Here is a 14,065-nt window from a genome sequence, read left to right as displayed (position 1 = left end):
TATTTAAAATATTCTAAAAAATAAAGCCGATATTAAATCGGCTTTATTTTGAATAGCAATTGATTAATTTGATTGTTCAGCTAACCAAGCCATAAATTTTTGACGCTCAGCTTTAGAAGATTTTTGCCAAATTTCGACCAAACGCTGATCATTCGTTTGTGCCACACCTGCTGAAGGTACTGTTACGGCAATAGGTGCAGCAACTTGAGCTGTGGTCGGTTTTGCAGCTGCATATACGGCATCAGGTTGCTGCTTAGATGATTTAGTCGTGAAGTCAGTAACCTTACCTAACAAGCCTGTTGCAAACCAAGGTTTTGCTTCATTATTTGCACCAGTCTGTTGAACAACTAGTTCATTATTTGAATTATATACAGCGACTGTTGGTTGCTCAGCATATTTTTTTGCTTGTTCAAATTCTTTTGGAGCACCTACCATTGCAAGCTTATAGGTTTGACCATCTTTTAATGTTGGTGTTTGAATTGTAACGACTCCAGACTTAACAATATCGTGTTCACCATTTAGATGTTCAAAGTATTCTTGATAACGCACACTTAGGTTCGTTGTACCGGCATCAACTTTGTAGTTATTCTTAGAAGAACGAAATAATCCTGAATTGACTTCTTGACCATTTACCGCAAGGATTACAATTTCCTCTGGTGCTGTAATTGTAACTGCTGAAAATACTGAACCGCTGAGTAATAAACCAATCGCAGCAACACTTAATCTTAAAGTCATCTGTTCACGTCTCTATAATATTTAATAGTTTCTAAAAACATGAGCAATATGCAATATGATTATGACGATTTTATGACACTTGTTCTTTTGACGAAGCTGCACTTAAAACTTTTAAAATATATTATTGAATTATAATAAATATCTATTTTGATCGTTAATTTTAAACACATAAAAAAAGAGTACCGTTTAGGTACTCTTTTCATCAACTAAAATTAGTTAAATGTTTTGAAACGGTCTGCATCGCTAATGAATGCTTTTTCACCAGCTGGTGCTTCAACAGAACCAAATACTAACTGAGCACGTAGTTTCCAAGTTGCAGGTACATCAAATGCTTCAGCAGCATCGGCGTCAACAACTGGGTTATAGTGTTGTAAAGACGCACCTAAACCAAGTTCTGAAAGTGCTGTCCAAGTCGCAAACTGAGCAATTGCACTTGAATGTTCAGACCAAACTGGGAAGTTATCTGCATATAATTCAAATTGCTCTTGTAAGCTTTTAACAACAGCTTGATCTTCATAAAATAGTACTGTACCTACACCAGCAACAAAGCTATCAATCTTTGCATTTGTACCAGCGAACGCATCAGCAGGAACAATTTTACGTAGCGCTTCACGAACCAAGTTCCAAAATTTAGCATGTGATTCACCATAAAGGGTTACTACACGTGAAGATTGAGAGTTAAATGCTGATGGACTATGTTTAACCGCTTCACGAATTGTTTCTTCGATTTTTGTGCGATCTAATGCAACATTTTTACCAATTGCATAAATAGTACGACGGTTTTTAATTTTATCTAAGAAAGTAGACATTTTGTTATTTCCTACCTATTTGATTGACCATTGGCCGTTGTTTGGGAATGAATATAGTCTATGAAACTCATTTCTTATAATCAGCATTAAAAATATGACAGTTCGTTTTATTTTCGCAACAATAAAAAAAGATATAAATATAAAAAAACCTCACTATTTTGTGAGGTTTTTTTATAGATAAGCTGCAAATTATTTTTCTGTTTCAAATAGTGCTGCTACAAATGATTTCGCCGAGAACGGTCTTAAATCATCAATTTTTTCACCCACGCCAATAAAACGAATTGGTACATGAGTACGGCTAGCAATATTAAACAGCACACCACCTTTTGCAGTGCCGTCCAACTTAGTAATAGTAATACCCGTTAAACCAACTGCTTGGTCAAATTCTTGTACTTGGTTAATTGCATTTTGCCCTGTACCTGCATCTACTACTAACATAATTTCATGCGGTGCCGTTGCATCAATTTTTTGCATAACACGCTTAACTTTCTTAAGCTCTTCCATCAAGTTACTTTTGTTATGTAAGCGGCCTGCGGTGTCTGCAATCAATACATCAATACCTTTAGCTCGCGCACTTTCAAAAGCATCAAAAATAACCGAAGCACTGTCTGCGCCATGGCCTTGAGCAACAACAGAAATATCGTTACGCTCACCCCAAATTTGTAATTGTTCAGTAGCAGCTGCACGGAATGTATCACCTGCTGCCAGCATTACTTTCTTGCCTTCGCCTTGCAAACGCTTAGCCAATTTACCAATAGTCGTTGTCTTACCTACACCATTCACACCCACCATTAAAATCACATAAGGCGATTTATTTGGGTCAATATGTAAAGGCTTCACACGTGGAGCAAGTAAAGCAACCAACTCTTCTTGTAAAGCTTTATAAAGCGAATGTGAGTAAATCAAATCGCCACGTGCAGTACGTTCAGTTAAGTTGGTAATAATCGTTTTTGTTGCATCAACACCAATATCTGCAACTAATAATTGCTCTTCGACTTCTTCAAGCAACTCATCATCAATTTCTTTACCACCAATTAAGATATTGACCATACCATCGGTGAAATTACGACGAGTTTTAGTCAAACCTTCTTTCATTCGGCCAAAGAAGCCAGACTTTGGTTGCTCTGGTTCAGTTGAAGGTGCAGCTTCAACAACTTCTTCAGCTTTTACTTCTTGCTTAACAGGTGACTCAACGATAGGAACATCGATAGCAGGTAAATTAGGTAATGTGACATCGTCATCCCCGATCTCAGCATCTATCAAGAATTTATTTTGCATATTCGATTGTTGTTGCATGCCGATTCCTTGAAAAGCAGCGTGTTAAAAAACAGAAAGTTTAGCATAAATTCAAGTTTTTGCCTGCTCCAATAGCGAGCAAAACCTTGTTGAAATAAAGACAATACTTATTGAGTATCTTCTTGTGCTAACGCAGGATATTCCTTGATGTGATCATGTTCAAACTGATAAGCATGCATTAACTTTAAATACTCTGCTCTATGAATTTTTGATTGAGCCATAATCAACTCAGCCATATCTTGAGTTCTAGGATATGTGGCCTGCCGTGAAAGTTGCACAATACGTTGATATTGTTCTGAATTGACAGGACGAAGTAATGCTAAATAAGACAGCATAAAAATACAGCCAATGATAATAATCACAACCAGATTAAAACATTGATCTGCCTTGAACTCAGACTTTAATTTAAGAAAATTTTCTTTGAATGTGAGCATGACCTACCTCTAATTTATGTAGTGTAGGGTTCAATGCACTTCAGCACAAGGTCAAAATCCAGTAAGGCTCTATTCTTTATCCTTACTGGATGACAAACTTTAGCTTATTAAAGAGCGAATTACAGAGAAGTATAAGATTGCTGCAATAATTACTAAAACCAGTAACATAGCAAAAATGCTTAAACCTTCTTCTGCATCAGCCGGATGCAATTCATCTTCATCTGCAATTTTTCTAAGCTCACCATCATATACATTATAGAATCGAGCTTTTTGGTCAGGGGCTAATTGACGAGCATAGTCAAAAACACGTTTACGTTGTGCTAGACAATAATCCCCTAAATGTATTTCTTGATGGAAAATTGCTTCATCTAATAATTTACGATGGTAATGGGCAAGCTCTATGATTTGCTCCTCTTTAGGAGGAGTATCAAAAACAAAGCCATCGATAGTATTTGTCATAGTTATTCTCCTTGTCTTTTATTCTCATATTGATTTTACTCAAAATTATTTGTGAATAATGTTTAATCATGTATCCTAATAGTGAACTAACTGATGCCGATCAATAGTTGACAAATCCATTAATTTGTAATATTAGTTTAACAATTCTAAGTTACATTAGTTCAAAGGCAGTGGCCTTTAGAAAAAGTAATCATAATTAAAATAAGGAGTTTTATATGATTCAACGTATCTCTCATCATGATTTAGAACATGTATACGCAACTGCGGTTAACACAATTCACTCTCAAATGAATTTCCAAGATGCGGTTGCACAGTTAGAAGAAGTTGCTCGTGCTGGTCACGGTAAAGCTGCTCTGTTCTTAGCAGAACTATATTATCAAGGTTTCCGTGTAGAACGTGACTCCATGAAAGCACAATATTGGCAAAAGTTGGCCACGATGCAAGCGTAAAGAAACGTCACTTAGGTGGCGTTTTTTTATACCTGTAAAAACCAAAATTATCTATTTATCTAAGGCCTTACTTCGCCACTTCAGTCGTGGCTCAGGTGGCGTTTTTTTATGCCTGTAAAAAGTTCAATATAAATTAACCATAACTATGTTCATCTTGCGCTTCGCCAAAGCTTTAGCCGCTTTGTCTTGCTCAGGTGGCGTTTTTTTATGTCTATAAAAATTCAATATAGGCAAACTCAATTGCTATTTTTCTTGCGCTTCGCTAAAGCTTTACTTCATCACTTCAATCTCGGCTCCAGCATTACCTTTTTTTTGGTATTGATCTATATAGATATTTCGAGCCATCAATATTTGTTTACGATTTGATACCTGTTTAAACTGAAATGTCATGTGGTTTTCTTATAATAGTCAAGACAAGTTGAGAACCTTTAAATTTAAAATGAACAGTTTAACTAATCTACAACCGGTTTCTAAAGACTTGATGATCAAGATTTATATTTTAAGAACCATGATGTACTGTGGGGTTCTTTGGGGACTATTTGATGAAGGCTGGGCTATTAAATCAGATCAGGAAGATTTTATTTTCCCGTTTTGGTTAAATGGAGTTCAAGCACATCGATATGCCAAAACTCATTGGCCTAATTACAAGCCAAGAAAAATTACCCCAAAAGACTTCCATGAATCTTTATTACCTACTTTAACACGGTTAAAAGTGACCCCTGCTTTATTTAACTCATCTCATCGTAAGTTGAAGTTATCTACTCAACAAATGCATCATTTCTTTTTTAATCATCCGAAATGGCAGGTAGCTTAAAGTTTTAAGCTACCAAATTTAGAGTGCTTTTTGAGCGCTTGAGCATAAAATCTATATTTGAATGACTCGTTAGTCTTTGCATTTTTTAAAAATCGAGCTAATTTAAATCAAAATGATAAAACAACAGGACAGAAGAAATGACTATCGTTGCACAAGTAATTAAGAACAAATCTGAACAAGCGATTTTTACAATTTCACCCGAAGCAACTGTCCTCGAAGCAATTACGATTATGGCTGAAAAAGGTATTGGTGCTTTAGTCGTAGCAGAAGGTGAAAAAGTTGTCGGAATATTATCTGAACGTGATTACACACGCAAAGTAACGCTTATGGAGCGTTCATCTTATAGTACTACCGTTGCTGAAATTATGACGGCAAAAGTAATTACGGTAGGTTTAAATAATACAGTTGAAGAATGTTTACAGCTCATGACCGATCGTCATTTACGTCACTTACCTGTATTGGATAATGGAAAATTGGTTGGTTTTATTTCAATTGGTGACTTAGTTAAAGCCGCTATGGAAGACCAAAAAGTTTTAATTGAACAATTAAAACAATATATTTCAGGCTAAATACAAAAAATAAAAATGGGCGATTAACGCCCATTTTTATTGTCTTTAATACTTAAAGATAATTCGTAATTAAAGCGACTAAACGCTCTAGCAAAATATCGGCTTGAGCTTGTGTCATATTAATTGGAGGTAATAAACGAACCACAGAACCTGCGGTAACGTTAATAATAAGCTTGTATTCATCACGAGCAATCGCAACAAGCTCAGCACAATCTTTAGGTAGTTGAATACCAATCATCATACCAAAACCACGTACTTGTACGTTCTTACCAGACAATTGGGCACGTAATTGGTCAACAATATAATTACCCACTACTGCTGCATTCTCTACTGCATTTTCCTTCTGAATCGTATCAATTACCGTATAAACCACGCGAGAGCCCAATACTGTACCGCCATAAGTAGAACCATGGCTGCCTGGGCCTAACAAACCAACAGCTTTACCTTGAGTCATTACCGCACCCACTGGAAAACCGTTACCCAACCCTTTTGCAGTGGTTAAAACATCTGGAATAATATTTGTATGTTGATATGCGAAATATTTACCTGTACGACCATTACCAGTTTGGATTTCATCTAGCATCATCAACCAGTTATGCTGATTGCAAAGATGGCGAACTTCTTCTAAATAGCTAAACCCTTGTGGCGCGGTATTAATGCCACCTTCACCCTGAATCGGTTCAATCAAAATAGCAACGATATCGGGATGTTGTAAGGCTGCTTCTTGAATCGCTTCAATATCACCAAATGGCACTCGAATAAAGCCTTCTACCAAAGGAGCAAAACCATCTTGTACTTTCTTGTTCCCTGTTGCAGAAAGCGTAGCTAAAGTACGGCCATGAAATGATTGCTCAGCAACAATAATCTTTGGCAGGCTTATACCTTGTTGAGTACCAAATTTACGCGCAATTTTAATTGCACCTTCATTTGACTCAGCACCACTGTTTGAAAAGAAGATTTCTTCCATACCCGAAACTTCAGCAAGCTTTTGAGCTGCCGCAGTTTGCCAAGGAATTTCAAATAAATTACTTGTATGTACGAGTGTAGCTGCTTGTTCTGCAATTGCCTCTGCAATAGCTGGATGAGCGTGTCCTAAACCACATACAGCAATACCAGTGAGTGCATCTAAGTATTCTGTACCATCTTGTGTATACAGATATGCCCCTCGGCCTCGGACAAAACTGATCGCTTGGCGACCATAAGTAGCCATTAAGTGTGTTGGTTGATCAGGTTGTACTGGAGCTAGGGTAATATCAGTCATCACGAACTCTGTCTGTATGAGGTTTTAAGAAGGGTTTATATAAACAAAAACTTGCGCTGATGAAAAGTCTCATTACTCATTTATCTAAAATTTCGTCTGCTTTTTACTATCACTTCGGTTTATACAATAAAATATTGAATATTCTATGCAACTTTAAGCAACAAGGTGGTTTGCAAAGCAATGTGAACACCCCCTATAATGCTGCAAGATTAGTTGAGGATCTACATATGACTGAACAAGCACGTGATACTGAAGCGTTAATTCGCGATCAAATTGCGAAGCATCCCGTTTTACTTTACATGAAAGGCACTCCACAGTTTCCACAATGTGGTTTCTCTGCACGTGCAGTAGAGGCGCTCAGTCAAATTGGTCGTCCATTTGCATATGTGAACATCTTAGAAAACCCTGATATTCGTGCAACTTTACCAAAAATTGCAAACTGGCCTACTTTCCCACAATTATGGGTAAATGGTGAGCTTATTGGTGGTAGTGATATCATGCTCGAAATGTTCCAAAATGGCGAATTAAAACCATTAATCGAACAATACAGCGCAGCTCCAGAAGCGTAATAATAAAAAAGCCAATCGAAAGATTGGCTTTTTTTATACTCATGAATTTAACAATTACTTATCCCTACATAGCGAAATAAACCATCTACACCAAGATCTGCTTTTAAAATAGTTAAATTTTTATATGTTGTAGTCGTTATCGCATCAAAAATATTCATGTTCGGATCTTCATGTAACTCATCTACATTTTGAGTCATGCATTCTTCAAAACGGTCAGCTACAAATTCAAAGCCCAAATCCATCGCAATAAACAATGTATGTTCACAAGGTTGAACGTACTGTTCTTGTGTCCAATCAATAACCGCAAGCTTACAAATTGGGCAAAGAATATTGGCCTCTGCATTCTGTAATTCAACTAACTGGTAAGACATACTTTTAAAAAAATCGAGAAAAATATATTTTATGAAAAATAGTGTATGAACGCCATATTTGATTTTCAATTCTAAAAAAATAAATTACAAAAACATTCCAATGTAATTACATTAAAATTTCAAATTATCTAAACTCCTCTTTTTAAGTCATATTTATAAGCTTTTTACAAAAAATTAAAATCAAACTTTATCGTTGCAAAACTAATAATGTAAAATCTTTAGTGTTGCATAAATAGGATATTTTAATGCTCACAGATCTTGATGATTTTTATTGTTTTGCCCTTGTTGTTGAGCATGGTGGATTTAGTGCTGCCGAACGTGTTACCGACATTCCAAAATCAAAATTAAGTCGTCGTGTTTATAATTTAGAGGAAAATTTAGGGGTTCGCTTAATTCAGCGTAGTTCTCGTCATTTTGCTGTTACCGATATTGGGATGGATATCTATAGACACGCACAAGTCATGATGAATGCTGCTCAAGCAGCCCATGATTTAGTTGATCACTTAAGTATTCAACCGAGAGGTGTAGTTAAAGTAAGTGTTCCAGTAGACATTGCACAAAACCAACTACCTAAAATTTTACCGGCATTCTTAAAAAAATACCCTGAGATTCGTTTACAACTGATTGTAAGTAACCGCCGCGTTGATGTTATTAATGAAGGTATTGATGTCGCTCTACGTGTCAGATCTAAACTAGATGATGACCCTAGCCTAGTCCTTAGACAGTTTTCACTGATAGAGCAAAGTCTCTTTGCGAGCCAAGCTTATTTAAATGAGTTTGGTAATATTAAGACACCTGAAGAATTAAGTGATCACCGAATTTTAAGTTTGTCTGAAGAGCATTTAGATCAACAATTTATATTACACGGTCCAGATAACCAACAGAAAAAAGTGAAAGTTAGTCCAACTGTAATGGGAACAAATATCTACATGCTCGCCCAACTTGCGAGTCAAAATTGTGGTATTGCGTTGTTACCTGACACAGCGGCTGAAGATTTTGTGAAATCGGGGCAGCTTGTGCAAATCTTGCCAGATTGGAAAGCAGCCCACGGTATATTCCATGCTGTTTATCCTTCTCGTAGAGGATTACTCCCAGCAGTGCGTGTATTTATTGATTATCTTGTGGAACATCTTTCAGAACATTAATAAATTAAGCTCCATAAAAAAGTTCGATAATTTATCGAACTTTTTTATAATTATTAAATTTCCGGATAGTTTCCCACACCTTCTGGCCATGGTGTCAGTAATTCAAAACCAGTATCTGTAACTGCAACCATGTGTTCCCATTGAGCAGATAAAGAAAGATCTTGAGTAATAACCGTCCAACCATCGTTTAATTCTTTAACTTGAGGTTTCCCTGCATTAACCATAGGTTCAATCGTAAAGACCATACCTTTCTTCAGAACTAAACCTTGTCCACATTGACCATAATGCAGAATATTAGGTTGCTCATGATAAACTTTACCAATGCCATGCCCACAGTATTCACGGACAATACTATATCCTTCGCGATGAGCAACTGATTGAATGGCATAACCAATATCACCTAAAGTAGCTCCTGGTTTAACTGTGTGAATACCAGCAACCATCGCCTCATAGGTTGTTTCAACTAATTTTTTCGCATGCGGATTTACGTTGCCCACATAATACATACGGCTCGTATCGCCGAAATAGCCATCTTTGATAATTGCTACGTCAATATTAATAATATCGCCATCTTTTAAAACTTTATTTGGCGAAGGTATACCATGACAAACTACTTCATTTACTGAGGTACAAATTGTTTTTGTAAACCCATGATAACCAACATTGGCAGGAATAACTTTTAAAGTATTTACGATGTAATCATTGCAAATATTATCTAAATATTCAGTTGTTACACCGGGCTTAACATACTTCCCTATCATTTCTAAAACTTGTGCAGCCAAACGCCCAGAAATTCTTAATTTTTCCAGATCTTGTTCAGTTTTAATTGTAACAGTAGAAGCTCTCATTCAATTTTATCCTCGTAGGGACTGTTTTTACCATGCCTACAAAAATGTTAGTTAATTTAGAGTATTTTAGAATGGATATAGGATAGGCGGAAAGCTTTAAATGCCCAAATATTCAACATTCATAATCGTATTTTATATTTTTATTTTTACATAATTTCCTTAAAAAGTCAGACTTAAAAACTGTTTTCTTTATTTCTTTCAATGATTTTTCAACTAGATAACTTAACCAATTGATATTTTTCATATCTCTGAATGATTTTTAAGTCCTGAAAAAAAGCTTTTTCACATAAAATAGCGCTTGATCATGATCTCTTTTGCTCTAAAATTCTTTCTTTTTTGTTAAATTTAATTTATGCAACATCTTCGTACCGGAGATATTATTGCCTTAGGTTTTATGACCTTTGCCCTCTTTATTGGGGCTGGCAATATTATCTTTCCTCCCATTGTGGCACAACAAGCCGGTGATCACGTATGGTTAGCTGCCATAGGCTTCTTGATTACTGCCGTTGGCTTACCCGTAATTACGATTATGGCACTCTCTCGTATGCAGGGTTCCATTGAAATCATTAGTTCACCTTTAGGTCGTATCGCAAGTCTGATTTTAACAGTAGTCTGTTATTTATCAGTTGGCCCTTTATTTGCTACGCCACGTACTGCAACAGTTTCTTATGAAATTGGTTTTTCGTCTTACTTTGGAACATCAAGCAGTAGTCTTCTAATTTACAGTGCGATTTACTTTGCATTTGTAACTATTGTTTCTTTATATCCAAACAAGCTTTTAGATACAGTTGGACATGTTCTAGCTCCTCTAAAAATTATCGCTTTAGCAATTTTAGGTATTGCAGCGGTTATGATTCCTTCGGGCTATGTTCCTGCACCAATTAATCATTATGTTAACTCTCCTGTTTCAGAAGGTTTCGTAAATGGTTATCTCACTATGGACACTTTAGGTGCCTTAGTATTTGGTATCGTTATTATTCAAGCGATTTATTCGCGTGGTGTTACTGATAAAAAACTAGTAACTAAGTATGCAATTATTGCTAGTCTTATCTCAGGTGTTGGTCTTACTTTAGTTTACTTAAGCTTATTTAAATTAGGTTTAGGTAGCCATGAAGTCGCTCCAAATGCAGCGAATGGTGCTGTAATCCTACATGCATATGTTCAACATGCGTTTGGAAACATGGGTTCATTATTCTTAACTGGCCTCATTTTCTTAGCCTGTATGGTTACTGCAATTGGTTTAACTTGTGCATGTGGTGAATATTTTGCCCAACTCACTAAGTTACCGTATAAGCTTTTAGTTTTCATCTTAGTTGGTTTCTCTTTCATTATTTCTAATCTTGGATTGACCAAACTCATTGCTGTATCAGTACCGGTTTTAAGTGCAATTTACCCACCTGCTATTGTGGTTATTATGCTCAGTTTCTTCTGGAAATTTTGGCATAAACCATCGTTTATTGTTGGTTCAGTAACAAGTATTGCTTTAATTTTCGGAATTATCGATGGTCTTAAAGTTGCTGGTTTTGGAGATAACCTTCCTACTTTCCTTCAACATTTACCATTAAATGAACAAAACTTGGCATGGTTGATCCCATCTTTAGTTGTTCTTGCGGTGACTACCATTATCGACAAAGTTAAACATAAAAGCATTTAATCTGGTGTTTTTTTGAAATCGAGTTTTACCCAAACATGATTTTATATATCGAATAAAATGCTGCGTTTACCCAACCAGCATTTTATTTCAAGCAGCAGTATTTAATGACAATTCAACTATAGATATAATTAATTTTTACTGTAATATTACACTAAAATAATTTTTAGCTTACTCAGGAAAGAAGAGCATAAATGAAAACTAAATATTACCTAACATTAGCAGATGCAGAGTTTTTAATGGAAGAAGCTCAAAAATATGCAATCGAACACAACTTCAAAGTCAGTATAGCCATTGTTGATGAAACAAGCTCTTTATTACTTATGAAACGCCTAGATGGTGCTTCTCCTCTCAGTACACATATATGTCTAGAAAAAGCTAAATGCTCATCAATGAGCGGCCGCCCTTCAAAATTTTACGAAGAACTTCTTCAAAATGGCCGTCTTGGTTTCTTAAGTCTGCCAAGTGCTAAAGGTATGCTAGAAGGCGGAAAAGCGATCATTTATGAAGGTCAGATTTTAGGCGCAATTGGTGTTTCTGGTGTCCAATCTTTTGAAGATGCTGAAATTGCACAACACGCAATTGATGTCTTCTTAAAGAAACAAAGCAACTAAATTAAATTGAGAGAAAAGAGAAATTATTACACTTTTCACCTAAAAATTTCTCTTTTCTAAAATATTAAGTATTTTATACAAAAATATTTAATATTTACCTTTTTTATACCTTAACTATTTATAAATATGGAGGTTTTCATAAAACTGTTCAAAAAATTTTCAATTGACTATTGAATTAAGCTAAAAATACAAGTACAACATTAAACTTATTCTTGACTAAAACATTCGGTTTTAGCGCAACCACAAGGAGGGATGGAGATGTTATCATTACATTTCAACAAACAAGTCTTCATTAACACTCTGAACAGTAAAGATTCAGTTGTTTATGGAGTAACGACGCTTGCTCTTATGCTGACTCTACTGTTTCAAGGTATGATTAAAGGGAATCTCAAACCCGAATACTTTATGTATGCCATGGTTGTTTCTTTCGTATTTTGTGTATGGGCCTTTGTCGACCACAAAATGCGAAAATTAGCTAAAAGACGACTTAGTCAACAGAAATAATAGAATTCAAAAATGGATGAGTGATCATCCATTTTTTATTTGCTTAAAAACAACAAGATCGTTCCCATAACCAAAATAGCAGTTGCTAGTAGCTCAGTAACAATTAAAGCGATCATCATGAAAGTCATTAACCATGTCGGTAAACTAAAGTGCCCTAACCTATGGGGTTTTTTAAACTGATTGGTTGTATCCTGCAAAAACCCGTGAATGATATAAACTAAAATTGAGAAACTAAAAAATAGTATATTTGCCAATACACACCATAAAGCAATATCTTCATTTAAAACCGTAAAATAACTTAATACAGCCAAAATGAGTGTAGCTGCTGCATAAAGCAAACTGCTTCTATGTGCAATGTCTACATAATAATGTGCACGGCTTAATTCAGAATGGCGAATTTGCCAATATTTCCATACTCCTGTTAACATTCCTATCCATAAAAAGACACCGCTAAAGACAATAGCCAACTGTACAGCTTTCGATATTTCCATCATTTCCTTTATTCGTTTTATTAAAATTTGCAGAGCTGTATAACATAAATCTTGACTTTATAGTCACATTTTAATCAAGTACCTTTTCAGAACTCATGTACATTAAGGTAAATGATTAGACAATTCACTTTAAATCTATGGATAAGACTTATGAATCTTTTTGGATAACCTGTAAAGATGGTTATCAGCTTGCAGCTCAATTTTATCCTGCTCAAGAAAAGAAAACTGAATACCCTGTCCTTATTTGTCCAGCAACAGGTATTACTAAAAATTTTTATCATTCTTTTGCAACTTGGCTAAGTCAACAAGGCCACGATGTATTGAGTTTCGATTTCCGTGGTATTGGCGAGTCTCTACATGGAGCTTTAAAACAAAGTACCGCAAGTATTACCGACTGGGGAACACTTGATATCCCTGCTGCAATTGATGCTTTATTAACAAAAAAGAAAGCAAATCAAGTTATTCTTATTGGACACAGCGCGGGTGGACAATTACTAGGAGTCGTACCTAACTATAATAAAGTTGCAAAAGTAATAACGGTTGCAGGTTCAACTGGACATATTAAAGGCCTTAAGGGAAAAACCAAGTTTCTAGCACCAGTTATGTTTAATCTTATCTTCCCTATTTCTAGTGTTGTTAAAGGTTATGGTGCAACTCAATTCATTGGTATGGGAGAAAATCTACCTAAAAAAGTTGCTCAACAATGGAGAGAGTTTTGTAGCCGTCCCGGATATGTGAAAAATGCCATAGGCAAGACTATTTTTCATGATTTTCATTCAGATATTCAGTGTTCAATTACTGCTATTTGGGCTGATGATGATGAAATTGCAACTAAACGCAACGTACAAGAATTATTAAGTTTATATCCAAATGCAAATAAAAAAATGATTGAACTTAATCCAAAAGATTTAGGATATAAATCAATTGGCCATATGCTGTTATTTAAAAAATCACATCAAAAACTTTGGTCTATTTTAGAACAAGAAATAAATCATTAATCACCGCTTTTATTTTCGCCTCTAAGTCAGTAATCCGGCTTAGAGGTT

The 14,065-nt window shown here is 35.5% G+C and carries 18 protein-coding genes; 9 read left to right on the top strand and 9 right to left on the bottom strand.

The genetic code is table 11. From position 1 onward, the window contains the following. Positions 1-63: 63 nt before the first annotated feature. From AC1PJ9_RS13115 to AC1PJ9_RS13095, 5 genes are all read right to left on the bottom strand, one after another. A complete protein-coding gene (locus tag AC1PJ9_RS13115) occupies positions 64-735 on the bottom strand; it encodes a YccT family protein (RefSeq protein WP_311087475.1) in 672 nt (223 codons plus the stop codon). Positions 736-947: 212 nt separating this feature from the next. Beyond that, the gene (locus AC1PJ9_RS13110) at positions 948-1,544 is read right to left on the bottom strand and encodes a nitroreductase family protein (protein ID WP_311087474.1); all 597 of its coding nucleotides are present in this window, start codon (positions 1,542-1,544) and stop codon (positions 948-950) included. 189 nt (positions 1,545-1,733) lie between these two features. Then, entirely contained in the window at positions 1,734-2,840 is a 1,107-nt protein-coding gene (ftsY, locus tag AC1PJ9_RS13105) for a signal recognition particle-docking protein FtsY (RefSeq protein ID WP_311087473.1), read from the bottom strand. A 107-nt stretch (positions 2,841-2,947) separates the two neighbouring features. Beyond that, the gene (locus AC1PJ9_RS13100) at positions 2,948-3,274 is read right to left on the bottom strand and encodes a hypothetical protein (protein ID WP_002046830.1); all 327 of its coding nucleotides are present in this window, start codon (positions 3,272-3,274) and stop codon (positions 2,948-2,950) included. A 99-nt stretch (positions 3,275-3,373) separates the two neighbouring features. Beyond that, positions 3,374-3,733 (bottom strand): hypothetical protein, encoded by a 360-nt coding sequence (locus tag AC1PJ9_RS13095; RefSeq protein ID WP_151789053.1) that lies wholly within the window; start codon positions 3,731-3,733, stop codon positions 3,374-3,376. A 215-nt stretch (positions 3,734-3,948) separates the two neighbouring features. On the opposite strand from AC1PJ9_RS13095, the gene AC1PJ9_RS13090 reads away from it, so the two are divergent. The 3 genes from AC1PJ9_RS13090 (at position 3,949) to AC1PJ9_RS13080 (ending at position 5,565) form a co-directional block, all read left to right on the top strand. Next, positions 3,949-4,182, top strand: coding sequence for an SEL1-like repeat protein (locus AC1PJ9_RS13090; protein ID WP_002050673.1), 234 nt, complete (start codon positions 3,949-3,951; stop codon positions 4,180-4,182). Positions 4,183-4,621: 439 nt separating this feature from the next. Then, entirely contained in the window at positions 4,622-4,996 is a 375-nt protein-coding gene (locus tag AC1PJ9_RS13085; RefSeq protein WP_263613862.1) for a DUF2750 domain-containing protein, read from the top strand. A 137-nt stretch (positions 4,997-5,133) separates the two neighbouring features. Further along, positions 5,134-5,565: a CBS domain-containing protein gene (locus AC1PJ9_RS13080; protein ID WP_002132959.1), complete on the top strand. Its 432-nt coding sequence runs from the start codon at positions 5,134-5,136 to the stop codon at positions 5,563-5,565. 52 nt (positions 5,566-5,617) lie between these two features. Here the strand turns inward: AC1PJ9_RS13080 and AC1PJ9_RS13075 are convergent, their stop codons facing one another. Beyond that, positions 5,618-6,826 carry an aspartate aminotransferase family protein gene (locus AC1PJ9_RS13075; protein ID WP_263613863.1) on the bottom strand — a complete coding sequence of 403 codons (1,209 nt, stop codon included), beginning with the start codon at positions 6,824-6,826 and terminating at the stop codon, positions 5,618-5,620. Positions 6,827-7,053: 227 nt separating this feature from the next. Between AC1PJ9_RS13075 and grxD the strand changes: the two genes are divergently transcribed. Further along, positions 7,054-7,395: a Grx4 family monothiol glutaredoxin gene (grxD, locus tag AC1PJ9_RS13070; protein ID WP_000138830.1), complete on the top strand. Its 342-nt coding sequence runs from the start codon at positions 7,054-7,056 to the stop codon at positions 7,393-7,395. Between the two features lie 47 nt (positions 7,396-7,442). Here grxD and AC1PJ9_RS13065 read toward each other — a convergent pair whose 3' ends face one another. Further along, positions 7,443-7,766, bottom strand: coding sequence for a hypothetical protein (locus AC1PJ9_RS13065; protein ID WP_311087472.1), 324 nt, complete (start codon positions 7,764-7,766; stop codon positions 7,443-7,445). A gap of 245 nt (positions 7,767-8,011) precedes the next feature. Between AC1PJ9_RS13065 and AC1PJ9_RS13060 the strand changes: the two genes are divergently transcribed. Then, positions 8,012-8,911, top strand: coding sequence for a LysR family transcriptional regulator (locus AC1PJ9_RS13060; RefSeq protein WP_311087471.1), 900 nt, complete (start codon positions 8,012-8,014; stop codon positions 8,909-8,911). A 53-nt stretch (positions 8,912-8,964) separates the two neighbouring features. On the opposite strand, the gene map is transcribed toward AC1PJ9_RS13060, so the two are convergent. Further along, on the bottom strand, positions 8,965-9,759 hold the full coding sequence (gene map, locus AC1PJ9_RS13055) for a type I methionyl aminopeptidase (protein WP_311087470.1): 795 nt from the start codon (positions 9,757-9,759) through the stop codon (positions 8,965-8,967). 352 nt (positions 9,760-10,111) lie between these two features. On the opposite strand from map, the gene brnQ reads away from it, so the two are divergent. The 3 genes from brnQ (at position 10,112) to AC1PJ9_RS13040 (ending at position 12,528) form a co-directional block, all read left to right on the top strand. Continuing rightward, the gene (gene brnQ, locus AC1PJ9_RS13050; protein ID WP_263613868.1) at positions 10,112-11,413 is read left to right on the top strand and encodes a branched-chain amino acid transport system II carrier protein; all 1,302 of its coding nucleotides are present in this window, start codon (positions 10,112-10,114) and stop codon (positions 11,411-11,413) included. Positions 11,414-11,604: 191 nt separating this feature from the next. Continuing rightward, on the top strand, positions 11,605-12,024 hold the full coding sequence (locus AC1PJ9_RS13045) for a GlcG/HbpS family heme-binding protein (RefSeq protein ID WP_212283806.1): 420 nt from the start codon (positions 11,605-11,607) through the stop codon (positions 12,022-12,024). Between the two features lie 258 nt (positions 12,025-12,282). Continuing rightward, positions 12,283-12,528, top strand: a complete 246-nt coding sequence (locus AC1PJ9_RS13040) for a hypothetical protein (protein WP_000949688.1) — start codon at positions 12,283-12,285, stop codon at positions 12,526-12,528. Between the two features lie 35 nt (positions 12,529-12,563). On the opposite strand, the gene AC1PJ9_RS13035 is transcribed toward AC1PJ9_RS13040, so the two are convergent. Next, entirely contained in the window at positions 12,564-13,019 is a 456-nt protein-coding gene (locus AC1PJ9_RS13035) for a hypothetical protein (protein ID WP_311088055.1), read from the bottom strand. A gap of 137 nt (positions 13,020-13,156) precedes the next feature. On the opposite strand from AC1PJ9_RS13035, the gene AC1PJ9_RS13030 reads away from it, so the two are divergent. Beyond that, positions 13,157-14,017 carry an alpha/beta hydrolase family protein gene (locus AC1PJ9_RS13030; RefSeq protein ID WP_311087469.1) on the top strand — a complete coding sequence of 287 codons (861 nt, stop codon included), beginning with the start codon at positions 13,157-13,159 and terminating at the stop codon, positions 14,015-14,017. Positions 14,018-14,065 lie beyond the last annotated feature (48 nt).

This window comes from Acinetobacter sp. 70_2 (assembly GCF_056736115.1).
This window is presented reverse-complemented; position numbering and strand designations above follow the sequence as displayed.

Bases quoted from the DNA above. Each gene is read 5' to 3' on its own strand.
- AC1PJ9_RS13115 (WP_311087475.1), bottom strand. From the start codon at position 735: ATGACTTTAAGATTAAGTGTTGCTGCGATTGGTTTATTACTCAGCGGT.
- AC1PJ9_RS13110 (WP_311087474.1), bottom strand. From the start codon at position 1,544: ATGTCTACTTTCTTAGATAAAATTAAAAACCGTCGTACTATTTATGCA.
- ftsY (WP_311087473.1), bottom strand. From the start codon at position 2,840: ATGCAACAACAATCGAATATGCAAAATAAATTCTTGATAGATGCTGAG.
- AC1PJ9_RS13100 (WP_002046830.1), bottom strand. From the start codon at position 3,274: ATGCTCACATTCAAAGAAAATTTTCTTAAATTAAAGTCTGAGTTCAAG.
- AC1PJ9_RS13095 (WP_151789053.1), bottom strand. From the start codon at position 3,733: ATGACAAATACTATCGATGGCTTTGTTTTTGATACTCCTCCTAAAGAG.
- AC1PJ9_RS13090 (WP_002050673.1), top strand. From the start codon at position 3,949: ATGATTCAACGTATCTCTCATCATGATTTAGAACATGTATACGCAACT.
- AC1PJ9_RS13085 (WP_263613862.1), top strand. From the start codon at position 4,622: ATGAACAGTTTAACTAATCTACAACCGGTTTCTAAAGACTTGATGATC.
- AC1PJ9_RS13080 (WP_002132959.1), top strand. From the start codon at position 5,134: ATGACTATCGTTGCACAAGTAATTAAGAACAAATCTGAACAAGCGATT.
- AC1PJ9_RS13075 (WP_263613863.1), bottom strand. From the start codon at position 6,826: ATGACTGATATTACCCTAGCTCCAGTACAACCTGATCAACCAACACAC.
- grxD (WP_000138830.1), top strand. From the start codon at position 7,054: ATGACTGAACAAGCACGTGATACTGAAGCGTTAATTCGCGATCAAATT.
- AC1PJ9_RS13065 (WP_311087472.1), bottom strand. From the start codon at position 7,766: ATGTCTTACCAGTTAGTTGAATTACAGAATGCAGAGGCCAATATTCTT.
- AC1PJ9_RS13060 (WP_311087471.1), top strand. From the start codon at position 8,012: ATGCTCACAGATCTTGATGATTTTTATTGTTTTGCCCTTGTTGTTGAG.
- map (WP_311087470.1), bottom strand. From the start codon at position 9,759: ATGAGAGCTTCTACTGTTACAATTAAAACTGAACAAGATCTGGAAAAA.
- brnQ (WP_263613868.1), top strand. From the start codon at position 10,112: ATGCAACATCTTCGTACCGGAGATATTATTGCCTTAGGTTTTATGACC.
- AC1PJ9_RS13045 (WP_212283806.1), top strand. From the start codon at position 11,605: ATGAAAACTAAATATTACCTAACATTAGCAGATGCAGAGTTTTTAATG.
- AC1PJ9_RS13040 (WP_000949688.1), top strand. From the start codon at position 12,283: ATGTTATCATTACATTTCAACAAACAAGTCTTCATTAACACTCTGAAC.
- AC1PJ9_RS13035 (WP_311088055.1), bottom strand. From the start codon at position 13,019: ATGGAAATATCGAAAGCTGTACAGTTGGCTATTGTCTTTAGCGGTGTC.
- AC1PJ9_RS13030 (WP_311087469.1), top strand. From the start codon at position 13,157: ATGGATAAGACTTATGAATCTTTTTGGATAACCTGTAAAGATGGTTAT.